Genomic DNA, 20,444 nt, shown 5'->3' on the forward strand with positions numbered 1-20,444 from the left:
TTTTATTAAATCTAGTAACTAATTCCTTTTTATGCCCACATTGAAAGCTTACGTAAACGACGACGGGTACTATATCAACGCCCGGCCATCGGATGCTGGTAACGTCACCTATCAGGTTGATCCAAGCATCTGGGATTTTCTTGAAAAGATGGACTACTCACACGGATCTGAAATTGAATGGGGTCTAATCAAACCGTTCCGACTCGCAGGCCTCATATACACAGAAGGCGGCGGTGTTGACGACATTGCCGACGAAATCCCTGAACTAGACCCCTCGAAACTGTCTGAGTTATCAGATGATGCTATAGAAACATTGCTAGAATATATTGAATCGAGAGGCGACCTCAGTCCAAGCCTCAAGGAGAAAATCCGAGCATATATTATAGAAAATGGCAGTCACAAATCGACGGACCTGACTGACGAAATTCAGAAAGCTGTCGACTCAACTCTGGGATTCACTTGGAAGAGTCAAAGTGTGACTGTTGACTCCGAAAAAGTACAACATTGGAGGACAACCGATATCAAAATAAAAATCAAGAAGGTCTTCTTTCCGTCAGATTCGGATACCCAGATCACTCATACTATCTCTGTCACAGAACCAGTAGATGAGGTGGCTACCGAGAACTACACAACGTGGGAGACAAATATTGAAGGAGACAATTCGTGGAGAATTGGCATTACAGCTCTCCAGCAGAAGGCAGATCTTGCTGAAAAACTGAAGCAGATACTCACAGACCAAGGTTTGAAATTGGGCGCCCCACCCAAATTAGTATAGTAAACTGATAAATCGATAAGCAATTGAGTTCGAAAGTATACCGTTAGAGACTTCCACCAATCCACGAGAGACGCAGTCTCACACTCGTTCATAACTCTGGATCAACCATTTAACCATGAACTGTAGTCTCGCACATATCAGCTGTCACCTCGCCACAATACACTGTTGTGTATACAATATAAAACTTAATCTCGTATTTTACCTCTTTTAATAGATTAGTCACATCCCAGCTGACTGCGTTCCGAACGAGCATCGGGATCTATATCGACTATGTCAGTCACAGTTGAGACAGTGTTATCAGGCTGACTAGTCTTCATCTTAACGTATGGATACGCACATCACCTTCGTACTTGATTCTTCAGGGTCAATGGACGTGATCGCTGACGACACCAGAGGCGGATTCAACACGTTTCTCAAAGACCAGCGCGATCAAGAAGGGACAGCGACGGTCACGTTGTACGACTTCAACACCACCGTCGACCAAATCTACGAAACGTATCCCGTTGCCGACGCCCCAGAGCTCACCGACGAGAACTACAAGCCCCGCGGGCGAACAGCGTTGCACGACGCCATCGCTCGGGCAGTCGACGAAACCGGCGAAGAAATTGCTACAGTCGACCAAGCCGAACAACCTGACAACGTCATTATCGTCGTATTGACTGATGGCAAGGAAAACGCTTCTGAGACACCCAAAGATGCTGTACGAGGCCGTATAGAGACCCGGCAAGAAGCCGATGGCTGGGAGTTCCTCTTTATTGGTGCGAATCAAGATGCAGTGCTGACCGCCGAAGGAATGGGTATTGAACAAGATCGCTCGTTAACCATGGCTCACGACGGCGAGGGAACCAGAGACGCCTACAAATCAACATCCGAAACCATCAGTGAAGCCCGCACAGAAGGCTCAATGAGCGGGTATGACGACGAAGATCGTCAGCGTCAAGAACGCGATACCTAACGCCAGCTTCTAACTCGCTGGACAGAGACCTGCTTTTTTGATCTGCATCGTGCGTCAATGACTGATCGTAATTGAGTTGACTCCGATTATGACTCGTTGTTCGAAGAGACGTACCAAGCAATAGCTGCTTCGACGACTGGTTCGTAGCTATCGAAGACATAGTCGTCATTAGCTAGTATCGAATCCAGATATCGGTAGTGACTCTCTAAAACGTTAATCTCTCGAGAGACCGAATTGTCGCTTGAAATCGCAGCTGCAATCCCTTCGGCAGCAAGCGCTGATAGGGACTCTACCTCGTCATCAATGACAGCCGTAAGCGCACGCTCGGCTGCCGGGCTCCCTTGGAAATCAATTTCAAACAGTTCCTCTTCGGTACCGGCAGCGTCACCAGCCAAGAGGGCAGCAACATACTCGCTGACAGCCGTTGAAATCACCATCGTGATCGTTTCAGCCTCCGAACCGGCCGCAAGAGCCTGGTCAGCCAACGCGACAGCAGCTGGATTGAGCTGAAGCGTCTCCATCGCTGGCGACTTAGCTTCCTCAGGCTCACTCACAGTTGACTCACCAGTGTCTGCGGCATTTGCTTCTTGCTGTGGGGATTGGTCGTGAGCTTCATTTGTGGTATCATTCGTAGTGGTCGCATCGTGTAGCTCTGGTCCATCGTCAGCATCTTCGGCATCAGTGGTTGCGGTCGACATCTCAGCAGTTGACTCTGCCTCGTCTGGTGAGTCGTCGACGTCTACCTCCGTGTCACTCTCACCGCTTTCTTTTTCACCTGAAGACGATGTCTTCGCATTAGTTGGAGATTCGGCTTCAATCGTCGGAGTCTCTGTGTCTTGTGCTTTTTCAGCGGCTTGCTTTTGTGCAGCTATGACTTTCGATATCTTAGCTTCTGTCAGACTGCCGTCATCAAGTGCGTCCTGTAGTTGCGGATCAATTTCATCGAAACCATCAGGACCAGTTGTACGTATCAACCCGTGTGAAGGGGTGTCCGATGCGTCAGCGTCGTCTGAGTTCGTATTGTTACTCGGCATTGTTTGCGTCGTGGAGTACGTTGGTTCACCAACGGAGGCAGTGCTAGTGTCGGGGATGTCCGTATCTCTGCCAGCCCCCTGACTCTGGTGTAACATCGAAGCTAACTGATCTGCATTGAGTCCCTCGGCGTCGAGGTCTGGAGTCGAATGGCGGTCAAGTGACGGCACAGAAAACGATAACATGAGCTCGGCCCCAGCGAACTGCTGGAGATTACGACCCGCATCACGGGGCACAGTACCGCCACCCATCCACGGTGGGAGACGCCACTGTGAGCCGTCATAGAGAATGTTTTCATCAGTATCCCCCGATCCCCATACGATACCAGACAGATCATTGAACGCCTCTTTTGCGCCGTGATGTCTGTGTGTAATCACCGTCTCCGTCGGATCAATCGCCTCATGCACCTCAACAAGCGTCTCGCGCGTAGGGTGATTCGAAAGCGTATGCGTATGAATCGTACACTGACCGTTTGTCCGCGGTGTTTTCCCCGAGCCAATAAGTTGGACGACACACGCATTCGGATCCTCCTGAAGCACGCCGAAGAGCCGCCCACTACTCTGTTCGCGGGGAACATCTGGCCCAGCAATCGCAATCACGCCGGATTCTAAACACTCGTCGGTATGACCGAACTCAGGGATCGAGGTTACGTGGTCGCACTCGTAGTCTAATTCGTCATAGAGTTTTGCTACTTGGCCGACGACACGAATCGGAACGTGCAGATCATACTCGGCAGCAATCGCTGTGAGCAGATACGCAATCTGTGGGCCAACAAGCCCGCTCGCAGTTACGAGGGTCCGAGAGCCACTATGGGCGTGGGAAATGGCTGTCCCCAACGCCTCTGTAATGGCTGATTCGAACTTGTTGTTCGTCGCACCTGTCAAAAACAGCACGTCCACGTCAATGAATCCATCTGAGTCAAACCCGGGGAACCCTCCTGCTCGACGAGACGTGAAATCACCCGTTGTTAATATGTGATGCGTGTCATCGTCATCTATCACTCTGAACAAGAACCCGACCGCTCCCGGGACATGACCCGCAGGCACTGGATGGATTTCGATACCGGGAACAATATCTGTCCAGTCATCAATCGGAGCTATGGCAGACGTGACCGCTTCAGAGGCAGTGATATCGTATTTACTGGAGGCAACATCAAACACATCTCCTAAGATGGTCGCCGTCGCAGGAGACGTGAATATCGGGACGTCATCACGATGTGCCGCGGTTAATTCCGCATAGTGGTCGACATGTGCATGAGTAAGACAAATCGCCACCAATTGATCACTCGGACTCAGTAACGAATCAAGATCGACACCGTCGCCAGCATCAACAAGAATGCACGCCGTCTCCGCACTGCCAGTTCCGAATCGAAGGAGAAACGACTCATTACCGCTGTTTGGATTGGCATGATTAAACGAGAGACGCACGTATAACCAAAACGATAGTAAGCATCATATAATTTTGGTTGATAGTTAGAGTGTTAGTTAAGAGGTCGAAGCTGATTTCTCGCTTAATTCGTATAGTAACTTAAAAGAATAGCTGAAGCCCTGTATACACTATCTAGTACATAGAGTCATCATCCTGACGCACCCACTCTTGTTCCTCTGTGAAGTGACGCTCCGGTTCATGAGGATCAAAATCATTTTCTTTTTTCCAATTTCCAGCATCTCCATCAATAAGTCCCTCCTGTCTAAGATGTCCAAGATGCTCAAGTATAATTTCGGAGTCTACATCAAACATTTCAGCAAGTTCGTCCTCATTAAATGAATCTACTTCTGAAGTTTCTTCTAGAATAGCCACACTCAACGATTTATATTGCCCTTGGTCATCTCTTACACGATACGAGCCGTCACGAAACGAACCCTCAATGTGCCAACGATCATCTGCCATTGAAACATAATTCTACTCTGTTTGAATAAAACAATCGCCTACCCAGAGTATCCTAATTTCTTACTTAACTAAATAAACAACCAATTCATAATAATACATTCTTTCAACTCATTGTTTTAGCTCTTAATTTGTTTCCACCAAACTTGATCCTAACCCAAACATTATGAATCTATAACATATGTCATCAATATGGCGCAAAAAGGACGTTGCAAATGCTGTGGAACAGAAACAAGTGCCTCAACGCATCTCTGTGGCCCCTGTATCGATGCTGGCTGTAATACTTTTGGCTCATGTCGACTCTAGCTTAACTATCCAGCTGGTACTCATGTCTCTCTATTGAGCTTCATGAGAAACTCCGGTCTCGCTTGTCTTTCCACAAAATTACTAATTAGAGAACCGAGGACTGTCTTGGAGTTTATCCATTTTACACTGCACACAGAGATCATCAGCAAAACAGGAGATACTGTCGTAGGGGCAGTCGTATTCTTCAACAGTGACCGACAGACTGCGTTTTTCGCTCTTCCACACCCGTTCCCATGTCTCAATGTCTACATCTATTGATGAGAACACGACGTCATCATCCCGATCAACAATCTTCGCCACAGTAGCTAAGTGCCGTTTCTTTTTCACCACTTCTATTGCTTCTCTAAAAGACGAACACGGGATCTCCTCGTTATCTTGAGAATCCCTAAGCAAGTGCACCATGATCCTCCCATCATACGTTTCGGTCGGATCAAATCCATCACTCATCTACCACCACATACCAACAGTACCGATTTATAACTATTGCAGACCACAATCTACAGACATCGTTATTAACACTAGCAAGCACTTCTCTGGCAACACACTCTATTCACACCCACTCAAGCGATGCATTATGCCGGTTCACGTATTCTCGATCAACACTCCCATCAGGCAATGACATTCGCTCACCAGCACGATTGATGATTGTTCGTTGCAGCAACTCACTCTCTGTTTCGAACGCCGGGTTCACCTGTAACCGATATTTTTGATCGATTGTGAACAATTCCCGGTCGAACGCCGCATGATGCGTTTTACTCAACGGCAGCACGTTCGACACATCAGCCCGATACTCGGGGAACTCACTCCACGACAACACGTGTGCAACATCCAACAAACCAGGATGGTCGACACCAGACACTGGGCATTTCTCATCGTACCGGGCCAGCACGGTCGCTCGGAACTCGGGATCGACTATCCGAGCATGGATCGTCGTTTCGTACGTCCCGTCTTTCACCTCATTACTTGACGCTGTCGACAGTTCGGCGTCCGCCCACTTTTCGACCGCGGACTTGACGAACTGTCTCCCTTGGGATGTGAGCGAATACGCATCCCCCTGTTTCTCGATCAACCCCATGCTTCGAAGCCAGTTCACTCGTTGGGTCGCCATATCCGTTTGCCCCCGCGACCACCCCAACTCTGGGTGGGTATCCAGTTGTTGATTACTAATCTCCGCCAACGTCATCGGAGCCGCAGACAACGCATACAGCAAACTTCGAAGCCCGACGTTCCGCGAACACATAATCCGAAGCAAGGTTTCCGTGCGCTGATCTTGGACATACTCACGGCCAACCTGCCCAAGCACCCACCAATCATTTTCTTGATGAAGGAATCCGACCTGTTGGAGGTAGCTCACTCGCCGCATAATCGAATCCCGACTCGACACATTTGGAAATGTACCGCGATGCCAGCCAACCATCTCGTCAGTCGTTGGGTTGTGAGTCTCAACAAACTCTACAATCCCATCAAGCGTGTCGACATACCGGGTCCCACCGCCGAACATTGGGACAATACTGCGGAGACGATCCGTTGGCATACTGGAATACTACAGCAGGCATGCATGATTCTTTCTCCAGAGCGGCGCGACCGGGAAGCAGAAATTGTAGTATACGACATTTCGGTGTACAGCGTCGACAGCCGCGCTGACCTTGCTGAAAGGGACATTTTGTTCAATCTGCTTGCCGATCCCGACGGTGCTGTCGCTGATGTCTTTGGGCTTGACACTGGGGAGGGCTATACGGACCGCCGTACGTTCGTCCTCGCTGACGAGGAAGTGTTTGCGATGTACGACCCCAAACTTGCGGACCTAGCAGACCATGCCACAGCAGTGTTGAACGACATACGGAATGGATTTATCACCGGTGGATAGGATTCATCACATCTAAACTTTGATCAAACCTGTGTCTACGGGCTCTATCCTACTGTACTAATCAATAGCGCTCAAATATAAACGACACACAAACTGTTAAGAATATACCTATAGTTTTCACCAGACAGCAACAGGATACCGATGAGCAACGAACGTGTAGAGTCTCAGGAAGAGACGACCGAAACGGAGACTGACCAGGAAGTATCTGAAACTCCGGAACTGGTCCCGTCTAACCAACAACTGCGTGATCATCAGCCCGACGCCTACACATCCGGGTATGATCCGTTCGGAGAGACACGAGTCGGGATTGGGACGGCACGTGGGAAGCTCAAGCGACTCATTCGACTAAACGAGGGGCGACACCAAAGTGACGGCAGCCACAGTGCTCGTGAAGCCGCACGCGACAAGAAACGAATCACGGAGTCGCTTTGTTCAGCGCTCGACGTTACTACGTACCAACAACGTCGAGCTATCTCTGCGATGAGTCAGATGAACCTCGACCGTTTTGGCCAACAAAAACAGATCGAAAAGGTTGGGCTCTGTACAATTAGCGTCATCGTGGATCGGGATCGAAGGCACTATTTTTTGGGCGGCAACGATCCGAGCGACATCGATTTCTCCGGAGTAAGCCAGCAGGATTATCCAGATAGATTCAGCCAACAAGAAGACTTTCAGATGCTATGCTCTCAGTATGGGGTCTCCAAGCGTGACCGTTACAGTGTTAGTCAACTCGTTAAAAAGGAACTCAAGCGAATTGGGTACTTCGACCAAGAGAATCAGCCGATTCAGTAGACGAACCGGTCTGTTTAGACTGATAGCCACTCTGAAACCCATTTTCGTCTCTTTAAGTACTTCTTGCGACAATGTGCGTAATTGAGGCGGTCGGTTAGGTCGGTTCCCCTAAGGGGGACCCCCTGATCGGTCTTATCGCGTTTAATTCGGCAGTTGCTCTGAAACCCGAAGACTTCGGGGAACCCCCTCCACCCCTTTGGGCTTCGGTATCCAGCGTATTGGATCAGACGCACGTGAGATTCCCCTTGAGGGATCTTCCGGCAGTCCCTTTGGGACCTTCCAATCAACAGCAACTGTCCGAGTAACTGTTATCGAACACGCGCGCCCGATTCCCGCGCGATGTATTCGAAGTACTCGATTCTCGGCACTCAGCACCGTCCTCATTCCTTAGCGTTGTAACTGACTCGACGATCACCAGTCGTCGATAGTAGTTGCTCTCTTCGACTTCGAGTCCTACGCCCAGTAGCAACGCTGTCCAGCCAAACCGCGATACTTCGCTGGGTATCGAGATCGAATAGCAGGGAATCGTTATCCACCGATGTTTAACGTTAATCACTACACGCACGACCAGTCGTACGTCCCGCCAATCAACCGCCCGCATGCCATCGATCAGTGGACCGACCGCACGCCCGCCGAACTCCCGCTTGTAGACGCCTGGAAAGAAGCCATCCCCGTGGACGCCCCCGAGTGCGATGCCGATAGCACTCGCCTCTACGTGCCTTACGATGCGCTGCTCATCGAGCGAGGAGGTGTTCTCCGAACGGTGCTGCACAACGACGGCCGTATCGACACGGATGGTCTCTCGGTCTGTCCGAGTTGTAAGGGCTTCTACGACCCGCTGCATTCGGATGGTGATTGTCGGTGGTGTAACGCACCGCTCCCCAGCCGACGGTCGACAAGTGGTGTGACCCTGGTCGTGGGAGGTGGGCAGCGATGAGTGGACTCCCGTTTGTCGAACTCGGTGACCTCGACGGCACCCACGGCTGGGTGAAAACGAAGGGGTTCGTCAACTGGACCGAGGACGTCGACTCCCACCAGCCACGCCAGCGTGTGAAACTCGGTGACGATACGACACGAGAGGGTGTGGTCTGTACGGTATGGACCGACGACATCGAACTTGAGGAGGGAGTCGGCTACTACTTCGGCGGCATCGACGACACCTACGAGAAGCGTGAAGAGATTCAACTCAAGCTCATCGATCAGTCTTGGGTGAACGAGTTCTGGCGGCGAGACTAACCGATCAACAGTAACTCATACATCATGCACCACGACAACACAGACGCGAACGGCTGGGCGTACCGAAACGGCGGTGGACACATCATTGGCGAATCAATGCCCGGAACGGTGGGGGACGCCGAACGGACGCTGCACGACCAACAGGGCCAGACACCTGTAGTGGACGACGAGATCGAGGTTCCAGGAACCGAAACAGACGTTGGGACCGAGTCGGTCGACACCGGTGGTGTTGAGGTTACTGATCTCGTGAAGCGGCTGCGGGAGTAGGGAAAATCACCTCGTAGCCAGAGTCACTGTCCTCGGGATACGGGTAGAATCAAGATGAGTTACTCAATTCAGGATTTAGGTAACGAATCCAAAATTGAGGAGAATCTTACTAACCACACCACGACACGTGTGTGGATTTAGCCACGTTTAATCTCATATTAGAAAAATAGGCTAAACAGCCAACAATTACCCGCCGAACAACCGCGAGAGCAATCCGCTGGAATCACTGGTGTCATCTCCATCTTTGCTCTTGCTCTCATTATCTGACTGGCTGATATCACTCCCAGTCTCTGCCGCACCGTTCAGAAGTTCCTCGACAGAATAGCCGATCCACTCAGCGAAGTCTTCTGGAGACAGCACAGCAAATGCAGATGCGACGACACAGAACTCTGGTGAAGGTATGAAGGCTAGCGCAGAGGATCAAACGAGTGATCCAGATGATTATACGAAGGGAGAGTATCTACAAGTAGTATTTTCACTTGGACTGGGTATCGGCTTGATCGGCACATCTATTACTTATATTACAGGATATCCGGAAGGGTTAGGATGGGTGGACTTTCTGACCGTGTTACCTTACGCAATACCATTCTGGTTACTCGGGTTGCTCGGTTTAGGATTCGTTGGCATTCTTGTTACCGGGTTTGCCAAGGCAGAATAGCTTGATTTGACAAAACAATATCTCTTATTTTGGTCAATCGTTTTATCATAAACTCGATTATCTGCAGAAACGCGATTGTGATTAACACAATGTATCAGTTGGTCGCAAATATTTCATAAGTCACTGTTATCTCAGAACAGAAAAAACACATCGACCAACTATATTATAATTCGATACTCACTTCATACTGTACCTTCACAGTATCTCTGCCTAATGAAAGTGCTTTGTATGTTTTTCCGTTCTGATCCTGGACAATCAGTGTTGTCGAACGATCTTTCATCCTAAAGATACCATAGTGGGTGTAGGTATCTGTGTCAAGTGCACGAAGATCAACGGGGAGTGAGTTCGATGACAAACCAATCTCAGTTATTTTACCTCTTTCAACGGTTGTCTCCCGATTTTTTAAAAACCTAATTGTATATAATATCTCCCCAGATTTACCGTCTCGTTGCTTTTCTTCGGTATCTCTCTTTGAATCAATTTGGCTCAAAGATAAACTATCTTCATGTTCGGTCATCGTCTATCCTAATGTTGGAATATATTAGTAATCTCTGGTGATACCAATTCATCCGGCTAATCCAGGACTCACCATAAGATGATTCCGAGTTGGCTCAAACATACATATCAGCACCATATGTTGATTAGATTGGTTTTATAAGGGTACAGTAGAGTCATCCTAACCAGAAGAGATACGCTACGTGATCCACTTTGAGTTGTGGATTCGCGTGCGAATATCCTGACCGATCTGTGACAAACTATGAATTCGCCTAATCCAAACACCCTGGACGTGATCGAAAACGAGTATCCCAACCGAAAAACAAAACTCGAACTTGCTGCGCCTGAATTTTCATGTCTATGTCCAAAAAAACCAAGCCAACCAGATTTCGCAACGATATTTATTGAATATGTCCCTGACGAACATATTATTGAATTAAAATCGCTAAAGCTCTACCTCACGTCATATCGAGATGTCGAGATATACCACGAAGCTGCGACAAATCAGATATTAGATCACCTTACAGACTGTATATCTCCCCACTGGATGCGAATTACTGCACAATTCAACACCCGAGGAGGGATCACCACAGATGTAGTTGTTGAATATGGCGATCTCGATAGAGATGAGATCCCCAGTAGTAGCGCCACTCGAAAAGAAAACCTCGGGAGAATCCCCTCTGAAAAATGACGCTTACATTCTTTGCTGGGATGAATATTTGTCCGAGCTCTATGCAGAAGCTCTTCGCCCGACTTCAGAATGAACATCATACTCTGGCACCGTTAGAGAACGTTATCTTTACTCCGATTGCTCATGGTAACGGGACACATAGTGAAATCGAATCTCTGAGTAAAGAACTTGATCTCAATGTTATGTTCGACTCTGGTGGATACGAGGTACAGGTCGGTAACAAGACGTTCGATGAACTTTATGAGTACCTTCTGAATTATTATGATGAAAACAGATGGGGGCAGCGGTATGTTCTCCCGGATAATGTACCGATGAGTGATGATGACGTTCAGACGGTACAACAGAAAGTTGATGAGACAGTTAGTGCGACTCGAATGTGTTTCCGCCGTTTACCTGAAAGTGTAAGAAGGGACTCATTGGCCGTCATTCAAGGTCACACACGCGAACAAATTTCTCGGTGTATTGATGAATACAAAGAACTTGATGGATTGTCTAAAGTTGGATTTGGTAGCTTTGCAACCGGGGGTGTGAATGGCGGTGTTAATATGATCACATCAGAAGCATTTGAAAATCTCCGGTGGGCAACCGAACTTGCACATGAACATGGACTTTCAGTTCACGCATTTGGTGTCGGTGGTCCTACAAGTATTCCGTTGTTGTATGAGGCTGGCGTCGACAGCTTCGATACCACAAGTTGGATGCGAACAAGCGGATATGGAAATGTGTATTTCCCATTCAAAGGTCGGCTCAACGCATCTCACAGAAAGCACCGTAGCGGGAATATTTTGACGAGGCAAGAACTTCCTCATTTGAAGGCAGAGACCGATCATAGTTGTGCTTTCTGTGAAGATATGTCTCGCTTGAGTAACAGCCGGTGGGACAGAATTCTCCATAATCTCATCGTCACGCACGAAGTCGTTGAACGTATTGATGATATGAGTCAGCAGGAGGTCATAGACATGATGGATCAATCGTCCCGATACCGAAAACAGTTGGAAAGTATCACACCCCGAAAAGAGGTGAGTATCTAAACAACTATGTCTTCAACAAAACTTCACATTGAAGGAGGGACCGGTCGGCCTGATGCAATCAAGTCATATCTTGATCTAATCGAACGACGAGAGTATAATTCTGCTAGTGCTGTTATGGAGGATGCGTATGTGGAATTCAACCTTACTCGTCCCAGCAAAACGGATAGGGAAGTAGATACAAAAGGAATGTTGACGACTCTGACAAACCTAGGGCTGGTTGAAGAAAATAACCGCCAACAGCTCACAGAATTGGGAGAAGAATTTATTGATGTGTTAATTTATAACGAGGATGCGTTCTTTGACTTATTCCACCTCTTATATTCAACAGCATATTATCGCAACCCAAGTAGTAACACGGGGATTTCATGGTCCTACTTCCAAATCTCGGATGCTTATCGCCGTAGGGCACCGACAAACTTCGCTGATGCACGACAGGAAGTGATAGAAGAGGTAATGAACAGAGCAGACCGGATGGAGTCACCAATATTTAATGACCCCGGTCCACTGAGCAAACGAAGTCTCAATAGTTATAAGAGATTCGTTGAGAAACTTGTTCCTCCTGTATTGAAAGACGGAACGTTTGATCTTCGTTCATTTGCTAAGAATGAACTAGTCATCGCCGCAGTTGATTCGTTGTATCGGAGTGATATCCTCTTCAAAACCCTACGCTACGGAGATCGTCTGGAGTTATCAAATGAGTCCCGAGAATTCTTGAGCACAGTACTTCTAGTTTATGAGGATGATCTCCCTGAGTTATTGGAACACACTGCTTCAATGGATGGGAGATTGTCGATTGAATCTGACTACTCTATCAGAATACGGCTTACCGAGGAGGTGAATATCGATGACCTCGCCTGAGTCAAATCTTCTTACACGCATGAACACGATAAAGCAGATCGATCTAAAGAAACATCTCACACCATCTCAGGAAGATGCACTCGAAGAAATCAGGCAATACCGTAAAAACGGAGAACCGTTCATCAATCTTCATGGACCCAGAAACAGTGGGAAAACGTTCCTCTGTTGGGCTCTACGTGAGTATGGATGGAAGTACCAGCAGGCAGACTTCCAACGAGTAACTGAACCAGATGTGACTGCGGTAGTGTACGACCATGGGAAACCTGATCGTTCGACTACCCGTCAATTGCGCAATAATGTGGACCTGAGTGGACTCTCTAACGTGGTGTATGTAACAAAATCGCCTGCTAAAGAGATCTATCCAAGGGTTCACCTTTCAACTGACGAACAACACTATCAAACAATAGCTGCCAGCTGGGATACATTGAGCATTGACACAGCAACCCTCCCAGCTGTCGATGCCACTGTCAACACTAATACTAACACCAATCAAAACCAATGAGCGAAACAGTAGCTTCATCAAACACTGACGAACTGCTTGACCTGATTAGAAAAGACGAGGGGATCATTTCCACTCACACAGCAAGTGATCTTGAGGACTCTGCCGAATCCGTTGAAGAAAAATATCGGACGTATGCAGAGACACACATCTCACTTGGCGATACGAGTGGGTTCGAGCAAAGCGTATATGATTCCCTCACGGAAAATGAAAGTTCTACGAAAGGCTACCTCTACGGGCCGTTTGGGTATGGAAAAACAAGCACGTCAGTGAGCATTTGGCACAAGCTAAATCAAAACGAGATCATTGCTGTTCCTCCGTTTACTGTTAGTTCATTCTCGGATATAATGCGGGCAACATATGGGTGGATGCATTATAAATTACGGACTGAGGCTCCACCTTATGTTGATAAGTTGGAAGATATTCGCAAGTCGTATCTAGAAAAAGAGATTCGTAGCTATGCTGAAGAAAAAAAGGACGCCCATGATGTCGGTGTCGATAAGCTGGTCACAATGTTCGAGGAGATGGAACGGACTGGTGAACTTGACCTCAGCATTAATGCGGATACGCTAATTGACTTCTTTGATGAATGTACGAAATTAGCCACCGATGCAGGTTTCGAGGGACTTGTGGTTCTTGGAGATGAACTTCAACAGTACTTCAAGAGTGCAGATAACCGACAGGACGCAGAAGCAAACTTTCGTGACCTGATATGGGACATTCATTCTGGAGCTCAGATAGATAATAAATTCGGATTCTTTGTCTCAATGCCTGCTCAAACTAAGAGTAGTCTAGATACGCGAGCAGGGGACGTTCTCAACCGATTAGAGAGCGATAACTTGATGCTCAATTTAGAAAATGTCTACGGGCAAGATTTCCCCGCTGAGTTGTGGAACGAGTACGCTTCACGGTTTGCTTTTGAGGATCAACAGTATGATGTAATTACTAGTCATGCTCTCAATGCAATAGGCCAGATTTGTTCTCGACCAGAACTCAGCAATGGTCCGCGAACGGTTATCGATCTTTTCCGAATCGCACTTCAAAAATACCAAACTAGCCGTGATGCCTTCACCGCACTTGACCTTGCAGAGGCATTCTATAATGGTGAAGTACGTTTCCAGGGCAGTTCGACCATTATCCAATCCGCCATTGGCGATGCCCTCGATCACTCTTCAGTCGCAACTGATGAACAAAAGACGTTTATTTTGCTCTGTGCAGTTTTCCCTGAACAAGGGATTCCTGAAGCTGCTGTTGAAGAGTATGGGCTTATTGATGCCCGGAGGCACCTTTCAAAAAAGCTGCATGGGGAAGTTATCAAAGTTATCGATGAAGGCTATACACTCATTGACGTTACACGCAGCGATGGGCCACAAGATGTTGTGCGAGAGTTGATTCGTGACTTCTGGAGCGAATATGATACGGATCATCCCAACGCAGAATACGCTCACAATGCACTAGCAAACCGCCTTGTTGGTGGTGAGATCTTCAAGCCCCAGCGCGGGAAACTTGAGGGTTGGGGTGTTGGTGATGGGCTCGACAAGGAGGCACCACAAGTCTATAGAAAGCATGGGATGATCGGCACGTTTGATCCAACCTATCCCAAGCGTAGCGCGACGGTCTCAGTTACCGATCCAGCTCATGAGGATAACGTCGTTGGTTCGGCTAATATCGGCCCCGGTGAAGCCGATAATGACATCGCATTCAATTTCGTCCTCGGATGGGAGAAAGCTGATGAAACGGTTGATCCGCACATTCGGCGGGACTCTTCACGGGAATTCACGTTCATGCTGAATGGGCGCAAGACGTTTGAGGAACTACCAAATGGGATCGAATTCCTTCGGGATGCGATGGATCCAAAAGCAGTCAATCCGTTCCTGATGCTGGCTTTAGTCGACTACCTCGATACCACAGACAGAGATCTTGATCCGCAACAGCAACAACGTATCGAGTCGTTCCAAAATAGCCTCCTCAAGCAGGCTATTCAAACGCTATTTGGAGAAGAATTAATTGGCAACGCTCCATTCAAAATTCGCCGTGCAGGAAAAATGGCAGTCAGTACTGTATTTAGAGAAGCAATGCAAGATCTCTATCCCGATTACAGCACACTCATCACTAGTACACAGTACGAGTCAGTGATGGGTGATTATCTGGACTTCCTAGATTCCTTACAAACTGTATCACTCTGTCGTGGAATAGAGTCTCTTAAACAACCCAAAGATGAGGTAGCTCAACGGTTTGGTCTCAAGAATACGTCTCCCTTCGATGGACGCATTAAGAAACATTACTCTGATCTTCTTACTGTCGAAAATTCGGATAAAGACGAATATGAGGTACGAACGACACTACACCCGTTCGAACAGTTCATTGTAGATGAGTTGGAGTCGGGAGACCGGGAAGAATTCCCACTTGAAGAAATTCAGCAAACTGGATATAATAAGGGCTACAAAACGGAAGAACTGGACCTCATATTTGAATTCCTCTCTCGCCGGCGCATTGTTGGATTAGATGAAGATGACTCCTTGGTCCTGCTTGAAACCGACTATTCGATTGCACAAGTCGAGGAGATTCTTACTACTGGACGAGACCTACTAACGAAAATCAAAAAGTTAGATCAGGATGCGGTTCCTGACGGTGTAGAAACAGCGTTTAGTGAGGTTGAGAGTGTTCTTGAGGAGACCAATCCAGAAGATGGAGAACGGCTAGAGACGCTGTATTATCACGCAAAAGAACAGGTGGAGGGGTTAGAACAACAGGGAGAAATACTCTACACACGTCATCACCAGGCATGTCAGGATCTTAAAAACCGGATTGAAAGAAAGTCACGTCAGATTGTACCAAACCATCTTGACAACACAATTGAAGGCGGAGTCCAGTTCGTTGGAGGAGTTAACGACGCACGTTCGTCAATCCGTGGCGAGTATACTGATATTAATAATAAGTTAACTGAAACTGCCACTAACCTAGAGGGCACCCTCAAGACTCAAAATGGAACTGGGATCGAAGGCGCAGTAGAACTATCCAAGAAGCAAAAAGAGGCGGAATCAGAGTTAGAATCGGTTGATGAGGAGATCGAGAAGCTTGAAGAAGATGCTGAGAAGCTCAAGGATTGGAAAGCGTTCACGGCTCAAGTTGCGGGAGTCAAAGAGGAAATTACGGACTACGCAAGAACATTTGATGAAGGTACTGTAGAAGAAGAGGATGAGATCAACCGGTTTATCTCACAAATATCAGAGCGGTTCGCTGAAGATCCAGTCGGTGCTCTTGATAACCTAGAAGGATTTAAAGAGAATCTAGATCGAATCGAGAGCCAATATAAAAGCAAGCGAAAAGAACATCAGAAGGTCTTCGATGAGAAGCGCGAACGGCTGAAAGAGATTCTCCAAGAGGCAACTGATGGCAAAGCACGTGGACTACGTTCAGCCAATTTCAGCATTCGAAACCCAGAGGAATCACGTCGAAACCTGCTAGAGGAGTTCAAAGACACATATAAAAAGAGCGTATTGGGACGAGCAGAAGAAAACATCGAGGATGCCCGTCGTGAAATTGAGTATGCTCGTGTCGTCGGAATAGAAAAGACAGTCGATGCTAACCATAACGAGGTTGAAGAACGGATACTAACAGCAGAATCAACCCTTCAATCACTTCGATCGGAACTTGATCAATTCTCCTTTACAGATATTGGAGATGTAACCAACCTTGGAACTGGGGGAGGGGATCTCGTTGAGACAACTGAAAAAATCAACGAAGATGCGAAGGAATTTAGATATGAACAGGAACCAGATGGGGAGACTATCGAAGAGACGTTAAAACGAATTGAAGACCACCGCCGAGTGGATTTCAAAGACCTCCTGATGGAATATCACGATAATGGAGATACGATTGATCCAGAAGAGTTGTTGGATCGCATTCAGCGACTCTTTGTTCTCAACCAGATTGATATAGAAATCTCACAGCGGCGGGGGCGCTAAATACGGACCGATGGCATACTTTAATGAAATTAAGGAGCGTGCTCATCAACAGCCAGTCATAGTTCCTCTACCAAAACTAGCTCAATTCTATCTTGAGGACTTCAATATTTACTCCTCTATAGATGACTTTCAAACGGACTTTTATCATCCAGATTTTCTTTTTGAAAATGATGTTATCATCGACGCGGACGAACACCATCCCGATTTTGACAGACTGTCATGCGATGAGGAGACAGTCGGCCCACGATTGAACACTGTCGTTGATTGGGCTTCAAATACTGATCATCAGCGGCTAAAAGAGGACTTGTTGGTTCAGTCTCAAATTAAAGAGCATATTCTAGACGCTGTTTCTACGGAGGACCTAGTTATATTGATCATCGTTGATGGTCTCTCGTATGAATCTGTACGGGGGACAGCTATAGACGCAAGACCGGTTTTCGTTGATGGTATTTCTACAACAGAACCGGGGTATCGGCGGGTAATATACGGCAAGGGCCAATACTCTCCCACTTCTGTATATGCTGACCTTCTTGATGCGAAGAGGTTCTATAATGATCTTTCCTATACATACTGGGAACGCGGTGATGAAGATCTTTCTACCGACCTTCATTCCTCTATGAGTAGCGTAACCCGGATCAGTAGTTTTAATGAGGTAGTTGATGCCCTCCGCGAAGAGTATCCACTAGAAGAGAAAACGTTCGTTCAAATCACACGTATGGGGCTTGATCAAGACTCTCATAACAGGAAAGAGGAACCGAATAAGTCAGCAGTTGTCCAGGACATACTCGACGACCTCGGGAAGATGCATGAAACTGCTGATAAACTTTCAGACCGATTCCGGATCTTCCTCACGGCAGACCACGGAATTCTTTGGAGAGATCAGTTACCCTCTGAAGACTCAATTGTCTGTGAGGATTATCATCCTCATGCGCGATTCGTAGAAGGGGGAATGAATATCAAGGAAGGCCGAACAATTTTCGAAACAGATGGGGTCAAGTCAATCGGTCTTGGCTATCCACATCTGACGAGGAAATTAGCAAATACGGAGTGGGGAGTACACGGAGGGTTCTCATACTATGAATCCATAGTTCCCCTTATTGAAGTCACCGAGGATAGTGCACTATGAAACTGTATATTGGACAAGAAATCGAAGAGGAAGACGATGTGTATATTGATGCATCAAGTGCCCGTTCAATACTCGCTTGCGGAAAGCGCGGAACGGGTAAAAGCTACACACTCGGGAATGTGGTGGAAGAGATACATACAGAAACAAATGATGTGGTACCGCTTGTCATCGACCCTATGGGAATCTATTGGACAATGGCTGAAGAGAATGATGACCAACGCGACCTGCTTTGGGATTGGGGGGTTACTGAACAAGGATTCCCGGTAAACCTTCTCGTACCCGGCGATCCTGAAGATCGATATGGTGACGATATTGTCCGTGAATTCCGGTCTCGCGGCATCGATCTAAATCCGCTCCTACTTAATCCATCAGACATGAGCCCTGATGGATGGTGCGACTTATTCGATCTGAATATCAACAAACCGATGGGTATCACTCTATATCGTGCTATAAGAGAGCTCAACGAAGACGATACCCCGTTCTATCTTCCAGACATCATTAATAAAGTCGAAATGGATGGATCCTCATCTGACCGTACAAAAGAGGCCCTGCTTAATCGGTTAGAAATGGCACGTGATTGGGATATTTTCGCAGGAGAGTATCAAGACGTGTGGACAACCTTTGATGAAAATCGGATTAACGTTCTTGATGTGAGTGTTCTTGATCCAGGGCAGTACGGGTTAAGAAATTTAGTGGTTGATGTCCTTGGAAAAGAACTCTTCAGACAACGGCAGGATGCTCGCCGTCGTGAAGAGATGGGACTAAGAGTCGAGATTCCGAAAGTTTGGCTCTTTATTGATGAAGCTCATAATTTCGTTCCGAGTGGATCATCATCCTTAGCGAAGGATATGCTAATTCGGTGGGTGAAAGAAGGTCGTCAGCCTGGCCTCTCAATTGTCGTTGCAAGTCAACAACCCTCTGCAATCGATAGCGAGGTCCTCTCTCAGTGTGATATCACTCTCTGTCACAAGATTACCACAAAGGAAGATATTAGATCACTAGATAAACTGAGTCAAGATTACATGGGGAGCAATCTGAAAACCTATGTCAGACAAATCGATAATGTGGGTGAAGCCGTCTTTGTTGACGATGATGAAGAGACCGTACAGATGGTAAAGATTCGACCTCGAAAAAGTCAGCATGGAGGCGGCGAAGCTTGAAATCAAAGCTGGACAAGACTGTCCTTCCAATCCAAGCTGCATCATCAATCAATGAAGTAGAGGCCATCAATGATTTTTTTAATTCTTCCGAAATCAAGAACGATCTTCATTGGTTCACATATCGAGACACATTAAAACGTGCTTTTGAGAGAGGAGATCGAGAACTCTATTATGTTGAGGAAACGTCCGGAACTCTTATTGGAGCGTTGATGGTGTGGTGTGAGTCTAGAATTCTAGACAAACATGAAGCACAGATTCGTCTTGTCGCAGTCTCCAGGGTTGGCCGTGGTGCAGGGATTGGACGCTATCTGTGTGAAGAGGCAGAAGAGTTTGCTCGAAGCCATGGAAAGGAACAGATGATTGCAGATGTAGTAAAAGGGTCATCTGCTGTAGAATTTTGGAAATCGATTGGTTACGAGGTGCAATCTGGTTGGGAAACAAAGAAAGGGACAGAAATGTTAACCGTCGAGAAATGGCTATGAATCTTCTCGATCTGAAACTGGTCGAAGATCTCTCCATCGGAGGTATTCGACTGAGTCATCATCAATCTTAACGCTAAACAGATGGGAGTCACGTGGATCTCCTGTTTCTTGGCCAGCATCATCTTCAAATATTTCGACAATTGTTCCGTGTCTACTATGAAGTCGTTCATGATCGAGATCGTCTTTATCTGGAATATCAATCTGAACTCGATCTCCAACCTCAAATCGTCTCATTAGTCTGTTTAGTTTTTTCTCTGGCCTGTCTGTTACGGTTGATATAGTGGATTTGATCACATGGCTCATTTGATGACGTGCAGATAACCAAGTTATGCTAGAAGGCAGTTACAGTCGGAGTATGA

The 20,444-nt window shown here is 47.1% G+C and carries 22 protein-coding genes; 16 read left to right on the top strand and 6 right to left on the bottom strand.

Annotation, left to right across the window (positions count from 1 at the left end; genetic code table 11):
• Positions 1-31 precede the first annotated feature (31 nt).
• Complete coding sequence (locus HALTADL_RS07190; RefSeq protein ID WP_089673087.1) at positions 32-775, top strand: hypothetical protein; 744 nt, start codon at positions 32-34, stop codon at positions 773-775.
• Between the two features lie 325 nt (positions 776-1,100).
• Positions 1,101-1,730: a vWA domain-containing protein gene (locus HALTADL_RS07195; RefSeq protein WP_089673086.1), complete on the top strand. Its 630-nt coding sequence runs from the start codon at positions 1,101-1,103 to the stop codon at positions 1,728-1,730.
• An 86-nt stretch (positions 1,731-1,816) separates the two neighbouring features.
• Here HALTADL_RS07195 and HALTADL_RS07200 read toward each other — a convergent pair whose 3' ends face one another.
• The 4 genes from HALTADL_RS07200 to HALTADL_RS07215 all read right to left on the bottom strand — a co-directional run bounded on the left by HALTADL_RS07200 (position 1,817) and on the right by HALTADL_RS07215 (position 6,489).
• Positions 1,817-4,189: an MBL fold metallo-hydrolase gene (locus HALTADL_RS07200; protein WP_089673085.1), complete on the bottom strand. Its 2,373-nt coding sequence runs from the start codon at positions 4,187-4,189 to the stop codon at positions 1,817-1,819.
• A 133-nt stretch (positions 4,190-4,322) separates the two neighbouring features.
• Positions 4,323-4,652 (bottom strand): hypothetical protein, encoded by a 330-nt coding sequence (locus tag HALTADL_RS07205; RefSeq protein WP_089673084.1) that lies wholly within the window; start codon positions 4,650-4,652, stop codon positions 4,323-4,325.
• Between the two features lie 384 nt (positions 4,653-5,036).
• Positions 5,037-5,402, bottom strand: coding sequence for a hypothetical protein (locus tag HALTADL_RS07210; RefSeq protein ID WP_089673083.1), 366 nt, complete (start codon positions 5,400-5,402; stop codon positions 5,037-5,039).
• Between the two features lie 103 nt (positions 5,403-5,505).
• Positions 5,506-6,489, bottom strand: a complete 984-nt coding sequence (locus HALTADL_RS07215) for an HNH endonuclease (protein WP_245708453.1) — start codon at positions 6,487-6,489, stop codon at positions 5,506-5,508.
• Positions 6,490-6,513: 24 nt separating this feature from the next.
• Here HALTADL_RS07215 and HALTADL_RS07220 point away from each other — a divergent pair, with 24 nt between their 5' ends.
• From HALTADL_RS07220 to HALTADL_RS07245, 6 genes are all read left to right on the top strand, one after another.
• The gene (locus tag HALTADL_RS07220; RefSeq protein ID WP_089673081.1) at positions 6,514-6,822 is read left to right on the top strand and encodes a thioredoxin domain-containing protein; all 309 of its coding nucleotides are present in this window, start codon (positions 6,514-6,516) and stop codon (positions 6,820-6,822) included.
• Positions 6,823-6,963: 141 nt separating this feature from the next.
• Complete coding sequence (locus tag HALTADL_RS07225; protein ID WP_089673080.1) at positions 6,964-7,614, top strand: DNA-directed RNA polymerase subunit epsilon; 651 nt, start codon at positions 6,964-6,966, stop codon at positions 7,612-7,614.
• 538 nt (positions 7,615-8,152) lie between these two features.
• A complete protein-coding gene (locus HALTADL_RS07230; RefSeq protein ID WP_100190880.1) occupies positions 8,153-8,551 on the top strand; it encodes a hypothetical protein in 399 nt (132 codons plus the stop codon).
• Positions 8,548-8,850: a hypothetical protein gene (locus tag HALTADL_RS07235; protein ID WP_089673078.1), complete on the top strand. Its 303-nt coding sequence runs from the start codon at positions 8,548-8,550 to the stop codon at positions 8,848-8,850. The genes HALTADL_RS07230 and HALTADL_RS07235 overlap by 4 nt, the downstream gene beginning before the upstream one ends.
• A 24-nt stretch (positions 8,851-8,874) precedes the next feature.
• Positions 8,875-9,117 (top strand): hypothetical protein, encoded by a 243-nt coding sequence (locus HALTADL_RS07240; protein ID WP_089673077.1) that lies wholly within the window; start codon positions 8,875-8,877, stop codon positions 9,115-9,117.
• A 400-nt stretch (positions 9,118-9,517) separates the two neighbouring features.
• Positions 9,518-9,775: a hypothetical protein gene (locus HALTADL_RS07245; RefSeq protein WP_089673076.1), complete on the top strand. Its 258-nt coding sequence runs from the start codon at positions 9,518-9,520 to the stop codon at positions 9,773-9,775.
• 163 nt (positions 9,776-9,938) lie between these two features.
• Here the strand turns inward: HALTADL_RS07245 and HALTADL_RS17265 are convergent, their stop codons facing one another.
• A complete protein-coding gene (locus HALTADL_RS17265; RefSeq protein ID WP_143054163.1) occupies positions 9,939-10,292 on the bottom strand; it encodes a hypothetical protein in 354 nt (117 codons plus the stop codon).
• Positions 10,293-10,532: 240 nt separating this feature from the next.
• Between HALTADL_RS17265 and queF the strand changes: the two genes are divergently transcribed.
• Genes queF through HALTADL_RS07280 form a run of 8 tightly spaced genes read left to right on the top strand, consistent with a single transcriptional unit; the run spans position 10,533 to position 20,085 of the window.
• On the top strand, positions 10,533-10,961 hold the full coding sequence (gene queF, locus HALTADL_RS07250) for a preQ(1) synthase (RefSeq protein WP_089673075.1): 429 nt from the start codon (positions 10,533-10,535) through the stop codon (positions 10,959-10,961).
• The gene (locus HALTADL_RS07255; RefSeq protein WP_089673074.1) at positions 10,958-11,992 is read left to right on the top strand and encodes a tRNA guanosine transglycosylase family protein; all 1,035 of its coding nucleotides are present in this window, start codon (positions 10,958-10,960) and stop codon (positions 11,990-11,992) included. Before queF ends, HALTADL_RS07255 begins: the two co-directional genes overlap by 4 nt.
• Before the next feature lie 6 nt (positions 11,993-11,998).
• Entirely contained in the window at positions 11,999-12,850 is an 852-nt protein-coding gene (locus HALTADL_RS07260; RefSeq protein ID WP_162551688.1) for a hypothetical protein, read from the top strand.
• Complete coding sequence (locus tag HALTADL_RS17270) at positions 12,837-13,352, top strand: hypothetical protein (protein WP_143054161.1); 516 nt, start codon at positions 12,837-12,839, stop codon at positions 13,350-13,352. The genes HALTADL_RS07260 and HALTADL_RS17270 overlap by 14 nt, the downstream gene beginning before the upstream one ends.
• Entirely contained in the window at positions 13,349-17,317 is a 3,969-nt protein-coding gene (locus HALTADL_RS07265; RefSeq protein WP_089673072.1) for a coiled-coil domain-containing protein, read from the top strand. Before HALTADL_RS17270 ends, HALTADL_RS07265 begins: the two co-directional genes overlap by 4 nt.
• 10 nt (positions 17,318-17,327) lie before the next feature.
• The gene (locus HALTADL_RS07270; protein ID WP_089673071.1) at positions 17,328-18,443 is read left to right on the top strand and encodes a hypothetical protein; all 1,116 of its coding nucleotides are present in this window, start codon (positions 17,328-17,330) and stop codon (positions 18,441-18,443) included.
• Entirely contained in the window at positions 18,440-19,603 is a 1,164-nt protein-coding gene (locus HALTADL_RS07275; RefSeq protein ID WP_089673070.1) for an ATP-binding protein, read from the top strand. The genes HALTADL_RS07270 and HALTADL_RS07275 overlap by 4 nt, the downstream gene beginning before the upstream one ends.
• The gene (locus HALTADL_RS07280; protein WP_089673069.1) at positions 19,600-20,085 is read left to right on the top strand and encodes a GNAT family N-acetyltransferase; all 486 of its coding nucleotides are present in this window, start codon (positions 19,600-19,602) and stop codon (positions 20,083-20,085) included. Before HALTADL_RS07275 ends, HALTADL_RS07280 begins: the two co-directional genes overlap by 4 nt.
• Here HALTADL_RS07280 and HALTADL_RS07285 read toward each other — a convergent pair.
• Positions 20,080-20,388, bottom strand: coding sequence for a hypothetical protein (locus tag HALTADL_RS07285; protein ID WP_245708451.1), 309 nt, complete (start codon positions 20,386-20,388; stop codon positions 20,080-20,082). The two genes, HALTADL_RS07280 and HALTADL_RS07285, sit on opposite strands and share 6 nt — an antisense overlap.
• Positions 20,389-20,444 lie beyond the last annotated feature (56 nt).

The organism is Halohasta litchfieldiae (assembly GCF_002788215.1).
Classification (GTDB): Archaea; Halobacteriota; Halobacteria; order Halobacteriales; family Haloferacaceae; genus Halohasta; species Halohasta litchfieldiae.